The following is a 23,415-nucleotide window of genomic DNA, read 5'->3' on the forward strand; positions in this document are numbered from 1 at the left end:
GCTTGTGGTTTTGACGGGCCTCTTCGGAGGCCCTTTTTCTGACAACAGATGGTTGAGCGCGGCGTTGTGCCGTGCTTTGATTCAGTTTTGGTCGGCTTGTATCGACAGTTGATAAAAAGGTTTTTGACATGCTTGGCGATAAAAAATCTCACGGCTTATGGGAAGCCTCCGCACCAACGCCCCCAGCAACAGCGCCATTAAACGAAGACCTGACAGTGGATGTGGCCATTATCGGCGGCGGTTACACGGGCTGTTCTACAGGTCTGCACCTGGCCAGAAACGGCGTATCGGTCGCGGTGCTGGAAGGCAATGAAATCGGCTTTGGCGGCTCTGGCCGCAATGTGGGCCTGGTCAATGCCGGCATGTGGGTGCAACCGCAAGATGTGCTGAAAGAACTGGGGGATGTATACGGCAACCGCCTGCTGACCCAGCTGGGCGCAGGCCCGGCCTATGTGTTTGAACTGGTCAATCGCTACAACATGCAGTGCGAGGCCGTCCCCAATGGCACACTGCATTGTGCCGTAGGCCAAAGCGGCCTGGAAGAAATCAAAGCCCGCGAAGCCCAGTGGAAAGCCCTGGGCGCACCGGTAGAGGTACTGTCTGCAGAAGAAACCGCCAGACGTACCGGTACCAACGCTTACACCGGCGCGCTGCTGGATAATCGCGCCGGCACCATCCAGCCGCTGGCCTACGTGCGCGAGCTATCCAGAGCCGCCATTCAGGAAGGCGTCAAACTCTATACCCATACCCGAGTCAAACATTACGAGGAAAGCAGCGACGGCTATGTGGTACGTACCGAAAATGGCCATTCCGTGAAAGCCAAATGGGTGGTACTGGCCACCAACGCCTACTCGGCCGAGGACAGCAACCTGCCCAAGCTGCGCGAAGAACTGGTACACCTGCCCTACTTCAACTTTGCCACCAAACCGCTGTCGGCAGAGCAGAAAGCCCGCGTCCTGCCGGGCCGCGAAGGCGCATGGGATACCTGTGAAATCCTGACCTCTTTCCGCTTCGACCAGCAAGACCGTCTGGTATTTGGCAGCGTGGGCGCGCTACGCGGCATGGGCAGCACCATCCACAAAGACTGGGCCAAACGCGCCATGTACAAGCTATTTCCGTTCCTGAAAGGCGTGGAGTTTGATTACGAATGGTTCGGCATGATCGGCATGACACCCAACAACCTGCCACGCTTTCACATGCCCGGCAAACGGGTCATTTCGTTCAGTGGCTACAACGGCCGCGGCATCTCCCCGGGTACGGTATTTGGCCGGGAAATTGCCCGCCTGATTCTGGGCGAAGTCAGCACCAGCGAGATGCCGCTGCCGCTGTCCGATATCGACGAGGCCAGCTTCCGGGGTGTAAAAGAACTCTACTACGAAGTCGGCTCCCAGGTTGCACACGCGGCAACCGCCAGACTCTAAGGCACACGGTCACAGACCATTGCGCCAGACATGAGGGCGATCGGGGATCAACACCAGATTCCCCCTCGCCCTTTTTTATTTGATCAGACACACGCACATAGCATCAGTCCTGATTGACTTACCATGATGTTGTTGCGGATGAGAAACCATCCAGACATCTGGCGACCAGCTTGGCAGGCTGGATAACGTCAGGCGCCCCATGGCCTCTGCCTTATAGCGTGCGAATCTTGACCAAAAGTGGTTGCCAAACCGGATACATGTTACTAATATGGAAACTAAGTTTCTTATAAGAAATATTTTATCCTGCACAACGTGAGATCAACCCCCATCATCCCGCCCAGGCAAACACAACACCGCCCGACCAGACCGGATGATGCAAAGAAGGTGAACAAATGACAGCAACTCAAGTAGAAAACCGCACAGGTGGACAATTGTTGGTCGATAGCCTGCTGGCCTTGGGCGTAAACACCGGTTTTTGCGTCCCCGGCGAAAGCTATCTGGCAGTGCTGGATGCGCTCTTTGATGTAAAAGAACAATTCGAGCTGATCACCTGCCGTAACGAAGGCGGCGCCGCCTTTATGGCAGAAGCCTACGGCAAGCTCAAAGCCAAGCCGGCCGCCTGCTTTGTCACCCGTGGCCCCGGCGCCTGCAATGCCAGCATCGGCATTCACACCGCCTTGCAAGACTCCACACCACTGTTATTGTTCATCGGCCAGGTATCGCGCGACCAGCTGGGCCGTGAAGCCTTCCAAGAGGTCAACTACCGCGAGATGTTCAAACCGCTGGCCAAATGGGTGACCGAAATCGACGACGCCCGCCGGATTCCGGAAATCCTGCAACGCGCATGGCAAATTGCCACCTCCGGCCGCCCCGGCCCGGTCGTGGTCGCCCTGCCAGAAGACATGCTGACCGACACCGTCGCCCGCAGTGTATTGCCAGCACAAACGGTACGTTTTGACCCACCACTGCCAGCCACCGCCCAAGACGCCATCCGTGCCGAGCTAGCCCAGGCCAAACGCCCGCTGATCATTGTCGGTGGCGGCGGCTGGACAGAAGACGCACGCCAAGCTTTGGCCAACTTCGCCAGCGACTGGCACCTACCCGTGGTCGCCAGTTTCCGCCGTCAGGATGTCTTTAATAACCTGCACCCCAACTACATTGGCGAACTCGGCACCTCCGTCAGCCCGCAACTAGCCAAACGGGTAGAAGAAGCAGACCTGCTACTGGTCATCGGCTCCCGCCTGTCAGAAATGACCACCAACGGCTACACGCTGGTGCAATCGCCCGTCCCTGCCCAGCGGCTCATCCACCTGCATCCGGACGAAGCCGAAATCAACAAAGTCTTCCGGGCCACCGTCGGTGTTGCAGTGAGCGTCAATGAAGCTTCCACCAGTCTGGCCAGCATGTCCGCCAGCCCGCAAGCCCCCGCATGGGCAGACTGGCTGGCCGCCGCCCAGACCGCGTATGCAGATAATCTGGCCTCTGCCAACATCATCGGCGACGTCAACATGTTTGCCGTCATGCAAACCGTCAACCTGCTGGCCCCGCACGACGCCATTTACACCAATGGCGCCGGCAACTACACCGGCTGGCTGCACCGCTTTCACCGCTACAGCACCTACCCGTCCCAGCTCGCCCCCACCAGCGGCGCCATGGGTTACGGCCTGCCCGCCGCCATCGCCGCCGCGGTAACAGAACCAGACCGCACCACCATCTGCTTTGCCGGTGATGGCTGCTTCATGATGAACGCCCAAGAACTGGCCACCATAGCCCGCCATCAGCTCAAGCTCATCATCCTGCTGATCAACAACGGCGTCTATGGGACGATTCGCATGCACCAGGAAAAACACTACCCGGACCGCAAAATCGCCACCCGCCTGGAAAACCCGGATTTTGTCGCATACGCAAAAAGTTTCGGCCTCAACGGCGTGCGCGTCACCAAAACGTCAGAATTTGAAGCCGCCTTTGCCAATGCACTAGACAGCACAGAAACCACGCTGATCGAAATCATGGTAGACCCAAGACAAGTATCAACGCGAAGTGTCGCGGCGTAACACGCCGGAAAAATGATGGCCCATGACCTGTTGGTAGAGGAAGCGTTGCTGACAGGTTGTGGGCATACTCTTAGTTGCGTCCAACTTAAATTGTCATGGATCGGACGTAACAACTGAATCAGAGAGCCTCAGAAGTTGGTCACGGCTCTTGACTAAGCGCAGAAGTAGTTCAGCAGCTAAAATGACTCCAAGTCTCATTGTCCCAAATTGTTAACGTAAAAATCCTAGACTAAACACTTGTGGCCGCAATTTTTCGCTCAACGTTTGGTACGCCAATTCAAAAGGGGAAAAGTTGATCGGCACACTATCCCCACTTGCACTCCTGGCTGATAGCGCCTTGCGAATTTGGTACCAACCAACATCAGGGCGGTTTAGTTTGAATTCATTTCGAACCCCATAGACATCTGTTTGAGTAAAGTAGATTTTCCATAAGTTACGACCAGCCTCCAAAACCGCTTTGGCTTCGCTAGATAGGACTTTCCCGGCCAGATATTGCACCATAAAATCGGACTCGAACCGGTCTGGTGCTCCCACCTCACTCTCTGTGAAGGGGATAAAGTGGTTAACCAGCGACCAAATTTTTCCGTCCCATTCAAGTCCATCAGCGCCAGCAGTGAGATTGCTGCCATTGAATAACATCCACAAAAGACAATCCATTTTAAATTCTTCAGCCAATTCGTACGCTGGCTGCAAAAATTGGTCACGGTTATTGACCCATGTAGGTTTAACGATTCGTCTCATAGTGAAAACCACAGCTGCCTGCCACAAGTTCTCGGCGATAATATAACATCCCCCACCATTACCACCTGTAAAAATAGACGAAGTTAGGCAGGTTTCCTGTTGAGCATGCTGCAAATCGTTATTACTTGCGTAAAGATAGCCGAGGAAGTTGTCACAAGACTTTTTCTTCCTGGGATTACTTGACACTTTTAGGGCATTAGACAGAGGTAAGGCAAACTCTTTATTCGTAGCGGGTTTGTCCATCCACGCATTAAGATAGGTCGTTTTTGGCAGATTATAGAACTTCTTCTCACCAATTTGCTGTGCTTTCTTGTCCAGTACATCTACAGCAATTTCCGTAATGGGCGCTCTTTTCTTCGCAGTCTGACTAGTTTTCCAAATCAGAAAGCCAATCGGAAAGTCGCCGCTCAAGCCGTCAAACGCTTGGCTATGTACAATAAACCCCCCTTGATATTCCGCATTCCAAGTGTTACGGAATTTCTCGAAATTGGGAGCATTCACGTATTTCAGCGTACTGAACATTGCCAAAGTGGCTGTAGGCAATTCCTTTGCGATACGGGCCAGAAACTGGACAAATAGCTCTTTACTAGCGTAACCCATGTCAGTCATGATGCCATTGATACGGGTCTTTTCTACACCTTTCTTGTTTTTGTTACCTTTGCCAATGCCAGCGCCTGTTTCCCCATAAGGAGGGTTAATCAGCACTAATATCTTTTTACCCGCCGCAATTGCATCGCGTAGACCCTGTGGCACTTTGTTTGTAAGATTGTAATCAATCTTACCATTGTCACTAATGTCATCATTCAAATAATCATATTGGAAACGCTGAGCAGCCACACAAGTTTTAGTAGCTTTCATGACATCTACATCAGCTTGATCGAGCGTAGACATGTAAATATTGCGCGGATTGCTATGCTTGACTTCAAGATTGCCTACGCCGCAACACATATCCCAGACGATATATTCACGTTGCCAGTTTTTACCAAGAGTCTCTGCTAGCTTGTCGTAAGCTTTATCCACCACGTGCAGCGGAGTGTAAAACGCTCCTTTGAAGCAACGTTCATCTAGTGGAATCAGACTGTCGCGGCGTTCCAGCAAATAGTCACGATATTCTGATTTTGGAGGTTTATGGTAGATAGCCCAGAATTGGCGATAACCTTCTTTGTTACCAAGCTCGTACATACGGCCAGCAAGACTAAATACCGGCGCGCCATTCTTATGCAATAATTCGGCAGGCAGGTTAGCGTGGGTGGATACGGTACCATCGTGCATAATATCTGCAAAAAAGAGCAAGGCGTAGTTTTCTTCCTCAACCCCTGCAATCTCGCGCCCAATCATAACTACCCATTTATCAAATACCTGTTTCAGGTTGTCAGGCGTAATTTGGGTTCGAATTATGTCGCCTGATTCGATAGCCGCTTTGACGGTGCTAATGAATTCGTTTTCATGGGTTGAAATTTTGAAAGAGACAAAGTGTGTGCCAATATGCGCAGAAATTTCATCCAACGCCTCTTGTGTATACTGACTGGCAGATTTTCCCCACTTGACTGTTTTCTTAGCTAAGAATGGTAGTACATCAGCACTTTTCATTAGCGCAGCTTTTTCAGTGTCGATGACCGCTAGAAATGGCGGTACTGTCTCGCCAACGTTAAGTGCTACCTGCACATAATGCAATAGTTGGGTAAACATGGCATAGCTGGAGTGCTTGCCTGTGTCTTTGGCTTCAAACCAAATTTCCTTGGTCTGAATATCAATTAAACCTTTGGTAAACCCTTTCAGGCCCAAAGCTTTGATATAGGCATCTTTTACATCTTCTTCAGACTTTGCGTTTTGCAACTGGCTATAGAGAGTCACGGTAGGCTTACTCGGCTATTATGGTTAGGGAACAGCAATTTGAATTGCAATTTGAGCATCCGCAGACACCCCACATCACATACCCATTAAGCATAAATGTTTTGAGGCCGCTTATTTTGTCATAATAATACTGACAGACACAAACAAGCATCCCTCACAAAAAATTAATCCGCAATCGGCATCGCCAGACTTTCCTTCACCTCCTCCATCACCACATAACTCTTGGATTCGGTTGCGCCCGGCAGTTTCAGCAGAATATCGCCCAGCAGTTTCCGGTATTGAGTCATTTCGCCAATACGCGCCTTGATCAGGTAGTCAAAATCACCGGATACCAGATGGCACTCCATCACATTGGGCAGCTTTAGCACTTCGCGCTTGAACTCTTCAAACAGGTCGCCGGATTTGGACGCCAGGCGGATTTCGACAAACACCAGCAGGTTGGCCCCCAGCGCCTTGGGGTTCAGCCGGGCATAGTAGCCTTCGATTATCCCGTCGCGCTCCATGCGTTTGACGCGCTCGGAGCACGGCGTGGTAGACAACCCCACCTTTTCGGCCAGATCGGTCATGGCGATGCGGCCATCCTGCTGCAGCACTTTCAGGATCTTCCGGTCCAGCTTGTCCAGCTCCCGTACGGTTTGGTGCCTTGTTCTCATATCAAACTCACTGTTTATGTGTCATTTATTCAAAATATACCTTAAAAATAGGCTATTAAATAGTGAAAAAAACTGGTTTTGTTTCAATATACTTCGTAAAAAATCTTTTCAACAAATTTGACGAAATGTTGAGAAAAAGAACACAACCGGGAACGGTAGCGCCAGTAGCAGTTTTCTGTAACGCTATACCTGCCGTTCTTCGCAGTACAACCAAATTTTATGTTTGATCGCCCTCGGGCAATCTTGGTGGAGAGAAGAGCAATGCGTGCACTTGTGATGGGTAGCGGAATTATCGGCGTTAGTACAGCGTACTTTCTGGCCAAAAACGGGTTTGAAGTCACCGTGATCGACCGTCAGGACGGTCCGGCACTGGAAACCAGCTTTGGTAATGCAGGCCAGATTTCTCCAGGCTACTCTACCCCATGGGCTGCACCTGGCATCCCGACCAAAGCCATCAAATGGCTGTTCCAGCGCCATGCTCCATTGGCCATCAAGGTAGACGGTTCTCTGTGGCAATGGCAGTGGATCGCGCAGATGCTGAAAAACTGCAATGCCGAAAGCTACGACATCAACAAAGAGCGCATGATGCGTTTGTCAGAATACAGCCGCGACGTCATCCGTGACCTGCGCCGTGATATTGGCATCCAGTACGAAGGCCGCAGCAAAGGCACCCTGCAACTGTTCCGCAAACAATACCAGCTGGACGCTGTGGGTAAAGACCTGGCAGTACTGGAACGCTGTGGCGTGGCGTACGAACTGCTGGACCGCGAAGGTTGTGCCAAGGCTGAACCTGCACTGGCCAAAGACCAGGTTGTGGGTGGCTTGCGCCTGCCAAACGATGAAACGGGCGACTGCCAGATTTTCACTTCTGAACTGGCCAAAGCAGCAGCAGACCTGGGCGTGAAATTCCGCTTCAATGTCTCTATCGATGCATTGCTGACCGAAGGCGACCAGATCAAGGGCGTGAAATGCGGCAATGAGACACTGACGGCAGACCACTATATCGTGGCACTGGGCAGCTACTCTACCCCAATGCTGAAGCAGATCGACCTGCCAATCCCTGTGTACCCGGTCAAAGGCTACTCGCTGACCGTGCCTATCACCAATGCAGACGCCGCACCGGTTTCTACCATTCTGGACGAAACCTACAAAGTCGCGGTGACCCGTTTTGACAACCGGATCCGCGTAGGCGGCATGGCTGAACTGTCTGGCTTTGACCTGAGCCTGAACCCGCGCCGTCGCGAAACGCTGGAACTGGTAGTTGGCAGCCTGTACCCGAACGGTGGCGACCTGCCTGCCGCGACATTCTGGACCGGCCTGCGCCCAATGACACCAGATGGCACCCCGATCATCGGCGGCACCCGTTACAGCAACCTGTCCCTGAACACCGGCCACGGCACACTGGGCTGGACCATGGGTTGCGGTTCCGGCAAGCTGCTGGCCGACATGCTGGCACAAAAAGCCACCGACATCCGTACCGACGGCCTGACCATGGCCCGTTACGGTGCCGAGGTCAAACCAGCCCGTGCATTTGCACAGCTGGCTACCGCCAAAGGCTGATTACCCGGCCAGGACTCACCCGTTTACGCCAGTCTTGACCCTGTCAGGCTGGCGTAAATCACATTTAAACATCCCCGCCTGCATGCATATGGCCGGCAGGTGATAGAATCTTTTCATTACCCCCACACCTGAGCTGTGTGCAGGTGTCAGAATACGTTGAGCGAGTTTCACATGAGCAGACCTACCTACGCCGATATCCGGCTGGACCATCTGGTACACAACTACCGTCTGGCCAAAGCCCATCATGGCGGCAATGCACTGGCCACCATCAAAGCCAATGCCTATGGCCATGGTGCCATCCAGTGTGCAGAAGCATTGCATGAAGAAGCCGACGGCTTTGCTGTTGCTGCCATTGAAGAAGCCATCCAGCTGCGCAAGGCCGGCGTCACCAAGCCCATCCTGCTGCTGGAAGGTTTTTTTGAAGCCGCAGAGCTTGAACTCATCAACCAGTACAATTTCTGGACCGCTGTCCACCACCGCTGGCAAGTCGACGCCATCCTGGCCGCTTCCCTGAAAGCCCCGCTGAACGTGTGGCTGAAAATGGACTCTGGCATGCACCGAGTAGGCCTGCACCCGCAAGAATACGCCACCGCCTACCGCGAGCTGCAGCAATCCGGCAAGGTCAGCAATATCGTCAAAATGACCCACTTTGCCCGTGCGGACGAACCGAACCATCCGGCCACCACCCAGCAGATCAAAACCTTCGAGCAAGGCACCGAAGGTCTGGGGGGCGACAGCAGCATTTGTAACTCCCCTGCCATCCTGGCCTGGTCAGATGCTTACCGTCACTGGGCACGTCCCGGCATCATGCTTTACGGTGCAACCCCGTTTGCAGAAGCCCAACCGCTTGCCAGCCAGCTAAAACCCGTCATGCAACTGACGGCCGGCATCATTTCCGTGCGTGAACTGGAGGCAGGCGAGCCGATTGGTTACGGCGCACGCTTCATCACCGAGCGCCCGACCAAAGTCGGGGTCGTCTCTTGCGGTTATGCCGACGGCTACCCGCGCCTGGCCCAGACCGGCACCCCGGTCATGATCGATGGCCAGCCCTCCCGCCTGATCGGCCGCGTCTCCATGGACATGCTGACCGTAGACCTGACCAATATTGCTGGCGCCGGCATCGGCAGCCGTGTAGAGCTCTGGGGAGACCACATCCCGGTCAGTACCGTGGCAGAATCTGCCGGCACCATCCCTTACGAAATCCTGTGTAACATCAAACGTGCACATTTCAGATATTCCGGCGTCTGATTCACGTAAGGCAAAGACATTAATAAAAAGGGGCTGTTTTCTGCATAGAAAACAGCCCCTTTTTAGTTTAAGCATCCAGCCAGGGCAAGCGAACACCCTCTCCTGCCACACAACCCCTCAACCAATCACAACATCGTCACCCGTAGGGTGCAAGGTGCGTAGCGATTTCCACCCAATCATCGTTGGCAATCTCACACGCATCCAGCATTCAGAAACAGTATTTGGGGCATATCACTTCGCACCATGCCTCTGCCAGCTCAAGCCGCCATGCAGACAGATACCAGAGCCAGGCAACCTCATGAGATAGAGACAATGGAGCGTGGCCTTCACGCACAACGAAAGAAAGCACACGATAACTGGCGCACAAAAACAAAAAGCCTCCGGTAACGGAGGCTTTTTGTTCAGAACATCAAAACCAGACTTATTTCAGTTTGGTTTCTTTGTACATAACATGCTTGCGAGCGACTGGATCAAATTTTTTGATCTCCATCTTTTCTGGCATGGTACGTTTGTTCTTTGTAGTGGTGTAGAAATGGCCAGTCCCTGCTGAGGACTCTAGCTTGATTTTTTCACGCATGATTTAACCTTTCAATCTTAGGCGACCGGCGGGAAAAACCTGCCATTTCGCACTTCAAACAGATAGCTTACAGTGCGCCTGCTGCACGCAGATCAGCTAGCACAACTTCGATACCTTTTTTATCGATCAGGCGCAGACCTGCGTTAGATACACGCAGACGAACCCAACGATTTTCGCTTTCAACCCAGAACCGGCGGTATTGCAGGTTAGGAAGGAAACGACGTTTTGTTTTGTTATTGGCATGGGAAACATTATTCCCCGTCATCGGCGCTTTGCCGGTGACCTGACATACACGCGCCATGGCCTGACTCCAGTCTATAAATCTAAATAGCGATTTCGGAAAAGGCGAATTTATACCATGTTCCGGAAACTAACTCAAGTGCTTATGCACATTGGAGGGCGTATTCTACATGAATTCGCTATGAATTGCCGATTTAATTCACTCTCTTTGAAATTCTGCTGCAATGGCCCATAGGCCCGTTGCAGACTTACAACCATCCCGACTCGGCAAAAGACAGGCTCTTGTTGCCCCCAACCACAATATGATCCAGCAGTCGGATCTCCAGTGATGCCAGCGCCTGTTTCAGGGCAGCAGTCAGTTGATGGTCGGACTGGCTGGGTGTCAGCACGCCGGACGGATGATTATGCGCCAGGATCAAACCGGCCGCATTTAACAGTAGCGCCTTGCGGGCCACTTCTCTTGGATAGAGATGACTCTGGTTGAGTGTGCCTCTGGCCAGTTCTTCTATGGATAACACACGGTTCTGGGTATCCAGAAAGACGCCGACGATTGACTCATAGCTTAGCGACCCCAGCCGCAAGGTCAGGTATCGCTGTGCATCGGCAGGCGAAGCAATGGCCGGTTTCATTTCCAGTTCTTCGGCCAATGCGCGGCGGGACATCTCCAGCACGGCTTGCAGCTGGGCATACTTGGCCGCCCCCATACCCTTCATTTCTGACAGTTGCGCCTGGCTGGCCCCAAACAGCGCCGTCAATGACCCGAATTCGTTCAGCAGCTGTCTTGCCATATCGACAGCACTGCAGCCTTGCACCCCAACGCGCAGAAAGATTGCCAGCAGCTCCGCATCTGACAGGCTGGCTACCCCTTTTTGTAGCAGCTTTTCCCTTGGCCGCTCTTCCAGCGGCCAGTCCAGTATCTTCATGCATACCCCGTTAATGACATTTGCATTTATTGTAACGACAAATCACACAATATGCCAAACGGGTTAAAATTGCGGTGAGTCAGGTCACATACCTGAACAACTTGATACGCCATCCCGTCTTTTAGTCGCCAGCACCGCTTGGGAATGTAATAATATGCAGGTGCACGCAAACAGGCGTGCGTTGACAGATTTTCAGGTGGCGTGATGGCATTTTCGATCAGAAATTTGGTGCTGGGTGTAACCGGCGGCGTGGCTGCATACAAGGCAGCAGAACTGACCCGCTTACTGGTAAAGGCAGGTGTCGGTGTCCGCGTGGTGCTTACCGAAGGGGGCGCCCAGTTTGTCACCCCGCACACCTTTCAGGCGCTCTCCGGCCGGCATGTATTTACCAATCTGTGGGATACACGGGTACCCAATGGCATGGCCCATATCGACCTCTCGCGTGAAGCGGGGGCGATTCTGGTGGCGCCTGCGACGGCAGACTTCATGGCCAAGCTGGTGCATGGCACGGCGGATGATCTGTTGTCTACCCTGTGCCTGGCGCGTGAATGTCCTTTGATCATCGCGCCGGCCATGAACCGGCAAATGTGGGAAAACCCGGCCACCCAGCGCAACGTAAAACAGTTACGGCAAGATGGCGTGATCATCCTGGGGCCGGATAGTGGCGATCAGGCCTGTGGCGAAACCGGCATGGGCCGCATGCTGGAGCCGGAAGACCTGATGGAGCTGCTGGATGCGGCATTCCAGCCCAAGGTGTTGCGTGGTCAAAAAGTCATGATTACTGCGGGCCCGACATTCGAGAAAATCGATGCCGTGCGCGGCATTACCAACCAGAGCTCTGGCAAGATGGGTTTTGCCGTTGCCAAGGCCGCACGGGATGCCGGTGCCGATGTCACCCTGATTGCCGGCCCGGTCAGCCTGCCGACACCCGCTGGCATCAGACGCATTGATGTAGAAAGCGCGCAAGACATGCTGCAGGCCGTCAATGCCGGCATTACGCTGCAGGATATCTTCATCGGCGTGGCCGCCGTAGCAGATTACCATCCGTTGCAGCAGTTCGAACACAAGCTGAAGAAGGATGCCAATATCCTGCATGTAGAGCTGGCGCCCAATGCAGACATTCTGGCCAATGTAGCCAGCCTGCCAAGGCCGCCTTTCTGCGTCGGCTTTGCAGCAGAGAGCCAGAACCTGCTGGATTTTGCAGAACAGAAACGCAAGAAGAAACACCTGCCGCTGTTGGCCGCTAACCTGGTGCAAACCGCGTTTAACAGCGATGAAAATGAACTGGTACTGCTGGACGATGCCGGCCGGCATCACCTGCCCAAGTCAGACAAGCTGACACAGGCGCGCCAGCTGATCGCCCATATTGCCAAGCTGATGCAGCATGGCAACCCGACAACCCCGGTGAAACATATCGACCAGTCTGCCTGAGCAGGCTGGTGTTACCCAGTAAAATGAAGGCCCCCTATGGTCATGACCCATTTATCCGTCAACCTGAATAAAGTCGCACTGGTCCGCAACTCGCGCGGCCACAACCAGCCCAACCTGCTACAAGTGGCGCTGGATTGCGAAAAATTTGGTGCGCAAGGCATTACCGTACACCCGCGCCCGGACGAACGCCACGTTACCTATGCGGATCTGGCGATTCTGAAGCAGCATATTGCGACAGAGCTGAATATTGAAGGCAACCCGACCCAACGGTTCATTGATGAAGTGCTGGCGGTGAAACCGGCTCAGGTCACGCTGGTCCCGGACGCACCGGATGCGCTAACCTCCAATGCGGGCTGGGATACCCTCGCCCACAAGGATTTTCTGACCGAGGTCATCGCAGAGTTCAAGCGCCATGGCATCCGCACGTCCATCTTTGTCGATCCGGTAGAAGCCATGGTTGAAGGTGCCAAAGCGACCGGGACAGACCGGGTAGAGCTGTATACCGAAGCTTATGCGCGCGACTACCATCAGGATCGCGCCCGTGCGCTGGCACCCTATCTGGCCGCCGCCAAGCGCGCAGAAGCGCTGGGCATTGGTCTTAATGCAGGCCACGACCTGAATCTGGACAACCTGCGCTACTTCCAGCAAAACATTCCGCAGTTACTTGAAGTCTCAATTGGGCACGCTCTGATTTGCGATGCGCTGTATCTGGGGCTGGAAACCACCATTAAACGTTATCTGACTGAATCACACGCCAAGGATGCTGCATGAAGCCTGTTATCGACCTGAAAATTCTTGATCCGCGCCTGAAAGACAATCTGCCGGCGTATGCCACCCCGGGTGCTGCCGGGCTAGACCTGCGTGCCGCCATTGAAAAACCGCTGGTCATCGAACCCGGCCAAACAGAGCTGGTCCCGACCGGCATTTCCATTCATATTGCCGACCCCGGTCTGGCCGCCATGATTCTGCCGCGCTCCGGCCTTGGACATAAAAACGGGATCGTCTTGGGTAATCTGGTGGGGTTGATCGATTCGGATTATCAGGGTCAGTTGTTCATTTCTACCTGGAACCGCAGCAAGGTCGCCTTCACCCTGAACCCGCTGGATCGTCTGGCTCAGCTGGTGATCGTACCGGTGGTTCAAGCCGGGTTTAACGTGGTGGACGAATTCACCAGCAGCGACCGGGGCGAAGGCGGCTTTGGCAGCACCGGCCAGGCCTGATCTGCTGCCGAGTGATGCATGCATGACGCTTAAATATGGCATGCATCACTTTTTCTTCCTCATCCCCTCCGTGTCACAACCACTCATCTCGTCATTGTCACACTGCATTCGCATGGCAAAACCTCTTCTGATAAACCATACTGGGTTTATGGGGATATAAAAAACCGGCCTTTTGCAGCCTTCCAGCTGACCAGACCAGGCAAGATCACATTCCCCCGCGATTTCACACATGGAGCAGGGCAATGCAGGCATTTACTTTCCGGCCACAATTCTTCCACCATGTCCGCCATTATTCTGCCGCCCTGTTCAAGGCGGATTTGCTGTCCGGCATCACGGTCGGCATCGTTGCCCTGCCGCTGGCCATGGCCTTTGCAATTGCCAGTGGCGTGCCGCCGCAAGCCGGGTTGATTACCGCCATTCTGGCCGGGCTGATCATCTCTGCGCTGGGCGGAACCCGCATGTGCATCGGCGGGCCGACCGGGGCCTATATCGTCATTCTGGCGGGCATTGTGGCCAAATACGGCCTGGCCAACCTGTTTGTCTGTACGTTCATGGCTGGCATCATCCTGTTTCTGATGGGCATGATGCGGCTGGGTCAAATCATCAAGTTCTTTCCCATGCCACTGATCACCGGATTTACCAATGGCATTGCCGTACTGATCTTCTTAACCCAGCTGAAAGATTTTTTTGGCCTTAGCGTACAAAAGATGCCCTCGCAGTTTTTTCTGGCCATCAAAACACTCTGGGAGTACCGCTTGACGGTAAATATCCCGACCACCCTGCTCGCAACGGCCTGCCTGCTGCTGATCCTGACCTGGCCAAAACGCTGGAACAAGCGCCTGCCCTCCCCCTTTGTCGCGCTGGTCGGCAGCAGCGTGGTGGTTGCGCTCATCAATACCCCGTTTCATCTGCAGCTGGCCACCATCGGTAGCCGGTTTGGTGGTATTCCGCAGGGTTTACCATTGCCGCAATGGATCCCCATTGATCTGGCGAATTTTTCGGATTTGCTCAGCCCGGCACTAACCATTGCCATTCTGGGGGCGATTGAATCGTTATTGTGTGCAGTCGTGGCGGACAACCTGACCAGCGACAAGCACGATGCCAATCAGGAACTGATGGCCCAAGGCATCGCCAATATGGTGGTGCCGTTTTTCGGGGGGATTGCCGCCACCGGCGCCATCGCCCGCACAGCTACCAATATCCAGAATGGTGGCAAAACACCGTTTGCAGGCATCTTTCATGCCCTGCTGTTGCTGCTGATCATGGTTGTGGCGGCACCACTGGCCAGCTATATTCCCATGGCGGGCCTGGCGGCTATTCTGGTCTCGGTTGCCATTAAAATGGGAGACTGGGATATCCGCAAGGCACGGCAGTTTCCCAAGCGCGACACCATGGTCCTGGCGCTAACCTTTGCCTTGACGGTCATCTTTGACCTGACAGTGGCCGTACAGATCGGCCTGCTGCTGGCAGGGTTGTTCTTTGTCACCCGAATGTCGGCACAAACCTCGCTTAACCGGCTGACGCCAGCCCATGCGCAACTGTTCGAACGCCAATCCATTGTCGGCAAGACCATCCCCATGGGGGTACATGCTTACCGTGTAGAAGGTGCCCTGTTCTTTGGCTCGGCCGACAAGCTCGACCAGTTGCTGAAGCTCGACCCTCGCGAGGCCTGCATCATCATCCTGCAATTGCACCGGATCGTCTTGCTGGACACCACCGGTTTGCTAACCCTGGCGCTGCTGCACAGCAAACTGGCAGCCAAAAAACAACAGTTGATCCTGTGCGGCGCCAACCCGGACATGCACCAATTACTGGAAGACGCCGGGCTTGTCAGACTGCTGGGTGAAGACCATATTTACCCCGATCTTGCGAGCGCTTTACAACACGCAGCCGCCATTTTGCCAACAGAAAGCATCAAAACAGGCACAATCATCGAAACCTGAACAAATGACAGGTACAATAGCGCCCTATTCAACCTGAGCAAGAGTAACAAGCAATGTCTATCCAATGGTTCCCCGGCCACATGAATGCAGCCCGCAAAAAAGCGGCTGAAACCATGGAAAAAACCGATATGGTGATCGAGGTCGTCGATGCACGCATCCCGCACGCCAGTCGCAACCCGATGCTGGAAGAGCTGCGTTTGCACCGCCAGCGCCCGGCCCTGCTGTTGCTCAACAAAACCGACATTGCCGACCCGGCCATTACCAAAGAGTGGCTGGATCACTTTAACAGCCAGCCCAACATGAAGGCGGTGGCCATCAGCTGCAAGAAGCCGGCAGATGTAGCCCGTATTCCGGACTTGTGTCTGAAGCTGACCCCGCACCGTGGCACGGCGCAAAAGCCGCTGCGCATCATGATCATGGGGATTCCCAACGTGGGCAAATCCACCCTGATGAATGCCTTGCTGAAACGCCGCGTAGCAGCCGTGGGCGATGAACCCGCCGTGACCAAATCCCAGCAGCGCCTGGACATCAATGAACGCATGATGATCACCGATACCCCGGGGATGCTGTGGCCCAAGATCAGTTATGCCCAGGACGGCCTTAAACTGGCTGCCAGCCATACCATCGGCCGCAATGCATACTACGAAGAAGAAGTGGCCACTTATCTGGGGGATTACCTGCTGAGTCACTACGCTGAACTGCTGGCAACCCGTTACAAGGGCATTGAAGGGGTGACAGACGGTGTCGCGCTGATCGAGCACATAGCCAAACGGCGTGCCTTCCGCATGAAGGGGGGCGATCTGGATCTGGAAAAAGCAGCCATGACCCTGCTGACCGATTACCGCAGTGGCGCACTGGGGCGCATCACGCTGGAAACCCTGGCCGAAGTCACCGAGATGCTGGCTACGCCACCAGAACCGCTACCGGAAGAAGAAAACGACGAAGACGCCGGCCAGGCCGCGGACTAAGCGCCAACGCAAGTCCACCAACGCATGACAACGCCGGAAAACACTTGCTTTGCCCCCGTGACAGATCGACATACGCGGGTCTTGGTATTGGGGAGTTTGCCCGGCGTTGCCTCGCTGCAAGCGCAGCAATACTACGCCCATCCGCGCAATCATTTCTGGCGCCTGATAGAAGCAGTCATCCAGTCACCACTCTGCGTGCTGCCCTATGAGCAACGACTGAACACACTGCTGGCGCACCACATTGGCCTCTGGGATGTTGTCGCCAAAGCCAGACGCCAAGGCAGTCTGGATAGCCAGCTCAGGGATATCCATCACAATGACCTGCAAGACCTGCTGGCGCAACTGCCGGATATCCGGCTGGTTGCTTTCAATGGCCAGACAGCGGGCAAGGCACATATCCAGCTACCAGCTCATCAGCCCTATTGCATCCTGCCATCCAGCAGCCCGGCCTTTACCATGCCGTTCGAACACAAACGTGACGCATGGCTGCAACTGGCGACGGTGCTGAACACCTGAACCACAGGTTACCTACTGGCAACCGGCGGCGGCAATCAAGGCGGCCGCGGCCGCAGGCAGATGCTCCAACACCGAATGCCCTGGCTCATAGGTCTGACTGGCCGCATAGGCACCTTCGGTCAGCAACGCCAGCCCGCTGGCCAGCATGGCTGGCGACTTCGCCCCCGCCTGGGTCGCCAGTGCCAGAAAACGCTCATAAAGCTTGCCCTTGTTATCTGCCACAAACTGCCGTGCAGCTGACGTCCGCGCCGGAAACTCCACCGCCATGTTCACAAACGCGCACCCCCGGTAACCCGGTCGACGCACGCGCAAGGCCAGATCATCAAAAAACTGCTGCATCTGCTTGGCCGGCTGATCCGGATGCTTGGCAATGCTTGTCTCGAAATATCCCCAGAATGTCTTGTCCCGACCTTGCAGGTAATACATCAGCAGCGCATCTTTAGAGGCAAACTGCCGGTACAGGCTCATCTTGTTGACACCCGCGCGCAGCACCACCTCGTCTACGCTGACAGCGTGAGCACCTTCTTGATAAAACAGCTCGTCCACTGCCTCCAGAATACGGGCCTGGGCATCTGCACTGCGAATCTGTTTGCGCTTGGTCTGCGGGGTTTCGTTCGGGGTGGTCATGGGGTTCACTCAAAAAATATGTGTCATCGGGTTTGACATGTTACTAACCAGTACTATACCATTCAACAAAATGTTACCAAACAGTAACATTTAATTTATCACCAGACTAAGGGCACGACGATGTCAATGATTGCCAACTGGGCCAGATCCCGCTTTCACTATGCATGGATCGTACTGGCCGTCACTTTTCTGATCATGCTGATCACGGCAGGCACACGCGCCGCCCCCAGCGTGATGATGCTGCCACTGGAGCAAACCTTTGGCTGGAGTCGTGCCACCATCTCCATGGCGCTTGCCATTAATCTGGCGCTTTTCGGGCTGATTGGCCCGTTTTCTGCCGCCGCCATGCAGCACTTTGGTATTCGTCGCACGGTACTGGCCGCACTGGCTGTGCTCGCCATCAGCGTAGGCATGTCCAGCCTGATGCAAGCCTCATGGCAGATGTGGCTGATCTGGGGCTTTATTGTGGGCTGTGCCACCGGCGTCACCTCAACCACGCTGGGCGCCACCATCGTCAGCCAATGGTTTAGCCAGCGCCGCGGCTTTGCCATGGGCCTGCTCACGGCCAGTTCGGCCACCGGGCAACTGGTCTTCCTGCCCTTGCTGGCCACCATTGTCACGCATTACGGCTGGCGTCCCGTCGTGCTGACAATTGCTGTGGGTGCGCTCGTACTGTTGCCATTGGTCTACTTCCTGCTGCCGGAAAAACCGCAGTCGCTGGATTTACCGCTGTATGGCGATGAACCGGATGCCCCGGCAAGTACCAGCCAAGAACCTCGCCCCAACCCGATCACCAATGCCTTTCTGGCCCTCAAAAAGGCCGCCAAGGTCAAGGATTTCTGGTTGTTGTTCTTCAGCTTTTTTGTCTGTGGCGCCACCACCAATGGTTATATCGGTACCCACTTTATCGCCATGTGCGGTGACTATGGGCTGAACGAGGTGAAGGCCGCGTCGATTCTGGCCGCCATGGGGGCACTGGATCTGGTCGGGACTACCTTGTCCGGCTGGATGTCTGACCGCATGAACAACCGTGTGTTGCTGTTCTGGTATTACGGCCTGCGTGGGCTGGCGCTGATCTACCTGCCAATGGCATTCGGGCTCAGCTATTTTGGTTTGCCGGTGTTTGCCTTGTTCTATGGTCTGGACTGGGTGGCAACCGTACCGCCAACCGTTCGCTTGACCAACGATGTCTTTGGCAAAAAAGATGCGCCCATCATCTTCGGCTGGATTGTGTCCGGCCATCAGCTGGGCGCTGCGTTCTCGGCCTTGATGGGCGGCGTGCTCCGTAACAATCTGGGCAATTACACATTGGCGACTACATTGGCCGGTGTGCTGTGCCTGGCCGCTGCGATTGTCGTCTTGCGCATCAACCGCAAACCGGTGCTGGCGGTGAACCCTGCTTGATGAAAAAAATCCCCCGCCTTGTCAAAGACGGGGGATTTTTTTGCTTACCTCTGCACAGCCTACCAGCAACGTCGGTCAGTTATTACGCCTTGAAGGCGTCAATCTGTAGAATCAGCTCGTCGGATGAATGCCCGAGCTGGCGAGCCGTGGTCAAAATCGCCGTCGCATCTTTTTCGCCCGCATGCAACACCCCCGCCAACCCGTCCAGCTGCTGGGTAATGGCCTGCACCGCTTCGCGAATATCATTGGCGCCCGAGCGGGACTCATCTACCACATCCCCCACACGCTGCATCTGGGCAGTCATTTCCTGCATGGCGTGCATGGCCCCCTGACTGCGCTCTACCAGCGCACGCGTACCAGTGGTATTTTCATGAATACGGCCAGAGACGTTTTCGATCGAGGTGACAATACGCTCGATCACCGTATTGGTCTGCTCCAGCGCCACATCGGTCTGCAAGGCCAGCTTGCGTACTTCGTCCGCCACCACGGCAAAGCCGCGCCCCTGCTCACCCGCCCTTGCAGACTCAATGGCTGCATTCAGCGCCAGCAGGTTAGTCTGTTTGGATATCCGGCCAATATCCGCCAGTACCACACTGATATTCTGGGTTTCTGTCGTCAGCGCATGCAGTTCGGACGCCAGCTGATCACTTGCCTGCGCGCTCTGCTCGACCGTGCTGGCCATGGCAGACACCACTCCGCGCACTTCATCCAGCCGCTGGCGCGCATCTGCCAGCTCCTTAACGGCTGTATCCGATAATCCGGCAGCACTTTCTGCGCGTGCCTGAATGGTCCCCGCATATCCGGCCACGTCCCCCAGACTGACCGCGCCAGACTGCACCTGCTGGCGCATGGCATCTGATGCATGCACAAATTCACGGGCGACGCGCGCATTCTGGTCTGCCCCATGCTTTGCCTGACGGAAAGCATGGCGAATCTGCTCCAGCAGGGCAGACAGGCTTTTTGCCATCATGCCCAGTTCATCATGCCGGCGGACCGACAGTGGATGCGTCAAATCCTTTGCCATGGCAATGGTGGTAATTTCCGCCGTCAGCGATGACACCGTACCGGCCAGCATCCTGGAAAACCACCACGACAAGAAAATACCCAGACACAGCAGCACGCCACCAATGGCAGACAGCTTGATCAGGTTATCCAGCAGCAAGCCCTGAATATGACTAACGGTCACATCCACCCCCACCACGTATTTCTGACCCTGACGGTCTTTGAGCGGCAAAAATACCGAACGGAAGGTTCCGAACTTGTCAGAATACTCATCAAACAGCGGGGTCCCCGTCCGGTCTGCTTCGGCCACTTTCGGGCTGGCATCGTCATACACTGCCAGATGTTTGGCATAATTGCCTTTGGCAATATCTTCATCTGAAGCGCCATCATTGAGGTAGTACACCTTGCCGTTTTGCACCATCATCACATAGGCAAACTTCAGCCCGACATCCTGCGCATAATTCCCCAAGCGGGCAGTTGCCTGCTCGTACTCACCCGGTTTCAGGCCATCGGCGGCACGCAGGCGCAGCAGATAGTCATCCCCCAGCATTCTGGGTACGGCATGGGCCGCGGCAGACAAACGGGTATCCATTTCATCACGCAAATCTCTGGATTTTGCAAACTGGGCATACAAGACAAAGGCCGCAATGGTGACCACATTCATCAAGACCAGCAACAGCAGGATGCGGGTTTGCAAGCGCAAACGACTTAACATATTCAACATCTTTCCCCTAAGCATGTCGGTTAATTTTATTTTGATGCCAGCATGGCATTTATGCCGTAATTCTAGCACTATAACATGTCAGTTTTTATACGGCACGACACGCCTTGCATAGCCGCCATCAGGCAGCCACAAGCCAAACAGCTGGGTTTGATCTTTTTGATATAGGTCAAACCGAATATTGCCCTGCCTGTCTACACTGAAACTGTCAATTCGAAACAACAAAAGGACGCAAGAATGCACGTAGAACACCATCCACTCGTTAGCGAATTCCCGGAATTGCGTGATCAGATTCATGTTCTGAAAACAGGTAATGCCCATTTTGCCAAGCTGTTCGATGAATATGAAAATGTGGACAAAGCTGTTTGCCGCGCAGAAGATGGCCTGGAAGCGCTGTCGGATGTGGCACTGGAAGACATGAAGAAACAACGTCTTCAGCTGAAAGACAAACTGTACGGACTGCTGACTGCAAGCAACTGATTGCACCAGTTCTCCTGAATGCCAGAGGCCTGCAACCTCTGGCATTTTTCATTTGGGCTACCGGTAATCTCCTGAGGCAGATCAATTCTTTTCTGTATCTTTTCTGCTTAAAAAGCATTTTGAAATCAAAGCCTTGTACCACTATGCGGGGTATGAGATAATCCGCGACCTTACAGAACCCGTATCAGAGACAATATCATCATGTCTTCAGCCGAAAATATCATGTTAGAAGCCCCGTCAGACGCACAAGACCTGGCGGCGAAAGAGCTTGCCGAAAAAGACAAGAAGCAGCGTTTTGAAATGAACAAGCTCAACAAACGCCTGCGTCATGCCGTTGGTGATGCCATTCGTGATTACAACATGATTGAAGAAGGCGACAAGGTCATGGTGTGCCTGTCTGGCGGCAAAGACAGCTACGGCATGCTGGACATCCTGATGAGCCTGCAGCGCAACGCACCGGTCAAGTTCGAACTGCTGGCCGTTAACCTGGACCAGAAACAGCCAGGTTTTCCGGAAGACGTTCTGCCCGCTTATCTGAAATCGGTAGGCGTACCGTATCGGATTATCGAACAAGATACCTACAGCATCGTGAAACGGGTGGTTGAAGAAGGCAAAACGACCTGTAGCCTGTGCTCGCGCCTGCGCCGCGGCATCCTGTACCGGGTTGCAACGGAAGAAGGCTGCACCAAGATTGCCCTGGGCCACCATCGTGACGACATTCTGGCGACGTTCTTCCTGAACTTCTTCTATGGCGCCAAACTAAAAGGCATGCCACCCAAACTGGTGTCGGACAACGGCGAACACATGGTGATCCGCCCGCTGGCGTATGTACGCGAAAAAGACCTGATCCGTTACGCCAAGCTTAAAGAATTCCCGATCATTCCGTGCAACCTGTGCGGTTCGCAACCCAACCTGCAGCGGCAAGTGGTAGGCGACATGCTGCGCGACTGGGACAAGAAGCACCCAGGCCGCCTGGAAACCATGTACAACGCGTTATCCAACGTGGTGCCAAGTCACCTGAATGACCATGATCTGTTTAACTTCAAGGACCTGAAATCGGACGGTATCTTGCCAGAAGGCGGCGATACCCTGTTTGATGAAGAAGAAGTTGCGCCAGTCAACGAGATGTCCCGACTGTTTGCGCCACAAAAGCTGAATCTGGACTAACCATCACATCCTGTGAGGGTCTGTGTCCATATGCTGGATGCAGATCTTTCCACCGGTTTCCCGGATCGACAGACAAAAAAACGCCCCACGATGGTTGCAGTCCATATGAGTGGGGCGCGTACCTACACGATGAAACTTTTTAATTCATTCTGATGGCGACAATAACGAGATTCATCAGAATTTTCAAGCGGTAACACTACACCATGCCCATATAAAACGGGCAAAGCGTCAAAATCAGTGCCGACTGTTTCTTATTTGCAAATCTTCACGGGCAAATAATCAGTCATAGCCAAGGACGGCGACATCCTGCGTTTCACTGTCTTCCTGGGGTGCTTCTTCAGCAGCCAGAAAAACCTGTTGCTGACCGCCCACCATGATATTGCCCAGTGGCCAGTCGCCCAACGAAAACAGCGTCTGGATATCACGCTCGCCCTGCTCCAACATTTGTTCAATCACTTTCATGTTCCCCTGCATCCTGGTGTTTAAAAGTTGCCAGTGGTCACCCGGTTATTACCGGGTAGCTTCCTTCCTGTGGCACACAAACTTTATTCTTGTCATGATAAAAACAAGGATTAACAATCACCGCTAACCCCTGATTTCTATAGAGTAATTTTCACAAGTTACCCATTGCTTCACAAGCGATATAAATTCATAAGATTGTGAAT

At 54.1% G+C, this 23,415-nt stretch carries 21 protein-coding genes; 13 read left to right on the top strand and 8 right to left on the bottom strand.

Features of this window, described 5'->3' with window-relative positions; all coding sequences use genetic code 11:
* Window positions 1-128 precede the first annotated feature (128 nt).
* The gene (locus F552_RS0104480; protein ID WP_018150527.1) at window positions 129-1,421 is read left to right on the top strand and encodes an NAD(P)/FAD-dependent oxidoreductase; all 1,293 of its coding nucleotides are present in this window, start codon (window positions 129-131) and stop codon (window positions 1,419-1,421) included.
* A gap of 392 nt (window positions 1,422-1,813) precedes the next feature.
* Window positions 1,814-3,475, top strand: coding sequence for a thiamine pyrophosphate-binding protein (locus F552_RS0104485; protein ID WP_018150528.1), 1,662 nt, complete (start codon window positions 1,814-1,816; stop codon window positions 3,473-3,475).
* Between the two features lie 210 nt (window positions 3,476-3,685).
* On the opposite strand, the gene F552_RS0104490 is transcribed toward F552_RS0104485, so the two are convergent.
* Together F552_RS0104490 and F552_RS0104495 are read right to left on the bottom strand one after the other, a co-directional pair.
* Window positions 3,686-6,070: a hypothetical protein gene (locus tag F552_RS0104490; RefSeq protein ID WP_018150529.1), complete on the bottom strand. Its 2,385-nt coding sequence runs from the start codon at window positions 6,068-6,070 to the stop codon at window positions 3,686-3,688.
* 164 nt (window positions 6,071-6,234) lie between these two features.
* Window positions 6,235-6,723: an Lrp/AsnC ligand binding domain-containing protein gene (locus tag F552_RS0104495; RefSeq protein ID WP_018150530.1), complete on the bottom strand. Its 489-nt coding sequence runs from the start codon at window positions 6,721-6,723 to the stop codon at window positions 6,235-6,237.
* Window positions 6,724-6,984: 261 nt separating this feature from the next.
* Here F552_RS0104495 and F552_RS0104500 point away from each other — a divergent pair, with 261 nt between their 5' ends.
* The gene (locus tag F552_RS0104500; RefSeq protein ID WP_018150531.1) at window positions 6,985-8,283 is read left to right on the top strand and encodes a D-amino acid dehydrogenase; all 1,299 of its coding nucleotides are present in this window, start codon (window positions 6,985-6,987) and stop codon (window positions 8,281-8,283) included.
* Window positions 8,284-8,454: 171 nt separating this feature from the next.
* A complete protein-coding gene (gene alr / locus F552_RS0104505) occupies window positions 8,455-9,531 on the top strand; it encodes an alanine racemase (RefSeq protein WP_018150532.1) in 1,077 nt (358 codons plus the stop codon).
* A gap of 421 nt (window positions 9,532-9,952) precedes the next feature.
* Here the strand turns inward: alr and rpmG are convergent, their stop codons facing one another.
* The 3 genes from rpmG to radC form a co-directional block, all read right to left on the bottom strand.
* Window positions 9,953-10,108: a 50S ribosomal protein L33 gene (gene rpmG, locus F552_RS0104510; protein WP_013441158.1), complete on the bottom strand. Its 156-nt coding sequence runs from the start codon at window positions 10,106-10,108 to the stop codon at window positions 9,953-9,955.
* 67 nt (window positions 10,109-10,175) lie between these two features.
* The gene (gene rpmB, locus F552_RS0104515) at window positions 10,176-10,409 is read right to left on the bottom strand and encodes a 50S ribosomal protein L28 (protein WP_018150533.1); all 234 of its coding nucleotides are present in this window, start codon (window positions 10,407-10,409) and stop codon (window positions 10,176-10,178) included.
* Between the two features lie 187 nt (window positions 10,410-10,596).
* Complete coding sequence (radC, locus tag F552_RS0104520; RefSeq protein WP_018150534.1) at window positions 10,597-11,271, bottom strand: RadC family protein; 675 nt, start codon at window positions 11,269-11,271, stop codon at window positions 10,597-10,599.
* 204 nt (window positions 11,272-11,475) lie between these two features.
* On the opposite strand from radC, the gene coaBC reads away from it, so the two are divergent.
* The 6 genes from coaBC to F552_RS0104555 all read left to right on the top strand — a co-directional run bounded on the left by coaBC (window position 11,476) and on the right by F552_RS0104555 (window position 17,349).
* Window positions 11,476-12,702, top strand: coding sequence for a bifunctional phosphopantothenoylcysteine decarboxylase/phosphopantothenate--cysteine ligase CoaBC (gene coaBC, locus F552_RS0104525; RefSeq protein WP_018150535.1), 1,227 nt, complete (start codon window positions 11,476-11,478; stop codon window positions 12,700-12,702).
* Window positions 12,703-12,744: 42 nt separating this feature from the next.
* Entirely contained in the window at window positions 12,745-13,473 is a 729-nt protein-coding gene (locus tag F552_RS0104530) for a pyridoxine 5'-phosphate synthase (RefSeq protein WP_026182391.1), read from the top strand.
* Window positions 13,470-13,922, top strand: a complete 453-nt coding sequence (dut, locus tag F552_RS0104535; RefSeq protein WP_018150537.1) for a dUTP diphosphatase — start codon at window positions 13,470-13,472, stop codon at window positions 13,920-13,922. The genes F552_RS0104530 and dut overlap by 4 nt, the downstream gene beginning before the upstream one ends.
* A 242-nt stretch (window positions 13,923-14,164) precedes the next feature.
* A complete protein-coding gene (locus F552_RS0104545; protein WP_018150539.1) occupies window positions 14,165-15,865 on the top strand; it encodes a SulP family inorganic anion transporter in 1,701 nt (566 codons plus the stop codon).
* 53 nt (window positions 15,866-15,918) lie between these two features.
* Window positions 15,919-16,833, top strand: a complete 915-nt coding sequence (gene ylqF, locus F552_RS0104550; RefSeq protein WP_018150540.1) for a ribosome biogenesis GTPase YlqF — start codon at window positions 15,919-15,921, stop codon at window positions 16,831-16,833.
* Window positions 16,834-16,890: 57 nt separating this feature from the next.
* Window positions 16,891-17,349 (top strand): DNA-deoxyinosine glycosylase, encoded by a 459-nt coding sequence (locus tag F552_RS0104555; RefSeq protein WP_245546655.1) that lies wholly within the window; start codon window positions 16,891-16,893, stop codon window positions 17,347-17,349.
* Between the two features lie 12 nt (window positions 17,350-17,361).
* Here the strand turns inward: F552_RS0104555 and F552_RS0104560 are convergent, their stop codons facing one another.
* On the bottom strand, window positions 17,362-17,976 hold the full coding sequence (locus F552_RS0104560; protein WP_018150542.1) for a TetR/AcrR family transcriptional regulator: 615 nt from the start codon (window positions 17,974-17,976) through the stop codon (window positions 17,362-17,364).
* Window positions 17,977-18,096: 120 nt separating this feature from the next.
* Between F552_RS0104560 and F552_RS0104565 the strand changes: the two genes are divergently transcribed.
* The gene (locus F552_RS0104565; RefSeq protein ID WP_018150543.1) at window positions 18,097-19,380 is read left to right on the top strand and encodes an MFS transporter; all 1,284 of its coding nucleotides are present in this window, start codon (window positions 18,097-18,099) and stop codon (window positions 19,378-19,380) included.
* Between the two features lie 82 nt (window positions 19,381-19,462).
* Here F552_RS0104565 and F552_RS0104570 read toward each other — a convergent pair whose 3' ends face one another.
* Window positions 19,463-21,097: a methyl-accepting chemotaxis protein gene (locus F552_RS0104570; protein ID WP_018150544.1), complete on the bottom strand. Its 1,635-nt coding sequence runs from the start codon at window positions 21,095-21,097 to the stop codon at window positions 19,463-19,465.
* A gap of 243 nt (window positions 21,098-21,340) precedes the next feature.
* Between F552_RS0104570 and F552_RS0104580 the strand changes: the two genes are divergently transcribed.
* Both F552_RS0104580 and ttcA read left to right on the top strand, forming a co-directional pair.
* Complete coding sequence (locus F552_RS0104580; protein WP_018150545.1) at window positions 21,341-21,583, top strand: HP1242/YdcH family protein; 243 nt, start codon at window positions 21,341-21,343, stop codon at window positions 21,581-21,583.
* Between the two features lie 222 nt (window positions 21,584-21,805).
* A complete protein-coding gene (gene ttcA, locus F552_RS18525; protein WP_156802220.1) occupies window positions 21,806-22,750 on the top strand; it encodes a tRNA 2-thiocytidine(32) synthetase TtcA in 945 nt (314 codons plus the stop codon).
* A gap of 279 nt (window positions 22,751-23,029) precedes the next feature.
* Here the strand turns inward: ttcA and F552_RS0104590 are convergent, their stop codons facing one another.
* Entirely contained in the window at window positions 23,030-23,212 is a 183-nt protein-coding gene (locus tag F552_RS0104590; protein ID WP_018150547.1) for a hypothetical protein, read from the bottom strand.
* Window positions 23,213-23,415 lie beyond the last annotated feature (203 nt).

The sequence above is a fragment of the Leeia oryzae DSM 17879 genome, from assembly GCF_000376945.1.
In the GTDB taxonomy this organism is placed as follows: domain Bacteria; phylum Pseudomonadota; class Gammaproteobacteria; order Burkholderiales; family Leeiaceae; genus Leeia; species Leeia oryzae.

Coding starts and splice junctions, on each gene's coding strand:
- F552_RS0104480 (WP_018150527.1), top strand. CDS start 129: ATGCTTGGCGATAAAAAATCTCACGGCTTATGGGAAGCCTCCGCACCA.
- F552_RS0104485 (WP_018150528.1), top strand. CDS start 1,814: ATGACAGCAACTCAAGTAGAAAACCGCACAGGTGGACAATTGTTGGTC.
- F552_RS0104495 (WP_018150530.1), bottom strand. CDS start 6,723: ATGAGAACAAGGCACCAAACCGTACGGGAGCTGGACAAGCTGGACCGG.
- F552_RS0104500 (WP_018150531.1), top strand. CDS start 6,985: ATGCGTGCACTTGTGATGGGTAGCGGAATTATCGGCGTTAGTACAGCG.
- alr (WP_018150532.1), top strand. CDS start 8,455: ATGAGCAGACCTACCTACGCCGATATCCGGCTGGACCATCTGGTACAC.
- rpmG (WP_013441158.1), bottom strand. CDS start 10,108: ATGCGTGAAAAAATCAAGCTAGAGTCCTCAGCAGGGACTGGCCATTTC.
- rpmB (WP_018150533.1), bottom strand. CDS start 10,409: ATGGCGCGTGTATGTCAGGTCACCGGCAAAGCGCCGATGACGGGGAAT.
- radC (WP_018150534.1), bottom strand. CDS start 11,271: ATGAAGATACTGGACTGGCCGCTGGAAGAGCGGCCAAGGGAAAAGCTG.
- coaBC (WP_018150535.1), top strand. CDS start 11,476: ATGGCATTTTCGATCAGAAATTTGGTGCTGGGTGTAACCGGCGGCGTG.
- F552_RS0104530 (WP_026182391.1), top strand. CDS start 12,745: ATGACCCATTTATCCGTCAACCTGAATAAAGTCGCACTGGTCCGCAAC.
- dut (WP_018150537.1), top strand. CDS start 13,470: ATGAAGCCTGTTATCGACCTGAAAATTCTTGATCCGCGCCTGAAAGAC.
- F552_RS0104545 (WP_018150539.1), top strand. CDS start 14,165: ATGCAGGCATTTACTTTCCGGCCACAATTCTTCCACCATGTCCGCCAT.
- ylqF (WP_018150540.1), top strand. CDS start 15,919: ATGTCTATCCAATGGTTCCCCGGCCACATGAATGCAGCCCGCAAAAAA.
- F552_RS0104560 (WP_018150542.1), bottom strand. CDS start 17,976: ATGACCACCCCGAACGAAACCCCGCAGACCAAGCGCAAACAGATTCGC.
- F552_RS0104565 (WP_018150543.1), top strand. CDS start 18,097: ATGTCAATGATTGCCAACTGGGCCAGATCCCGCTTTCACTATGCATGG.
- F552_RS0104570 (WP_018150544.1), bottom strand. CDS start 21,097: ATGTTAAGTCGTTTGCGCTTGCAAACCCGCATCCTGCTGTTGCTGGTC.
- F552_RS0104580 (WP_018150545.1), top strand. CDS start 21,341: ATGCACGTAGAACACCATCCACTCGTTAGCGAATTCCCGGAATTGCGT.
- ttcA (WP_156802220.1), top strand. CDS start 21,806: ATGTTAGAAGCCCCGTCAGACGCACAAGACCTGGCGGCGAAAGAGCTT.
- F552_RS0104590 (WP_018150547.1), bottom strand. CDS start 23,212: ATGAAAGTGATTGAACAAATGTTGGAGCAGGGCGAGCGTGATATCCAG.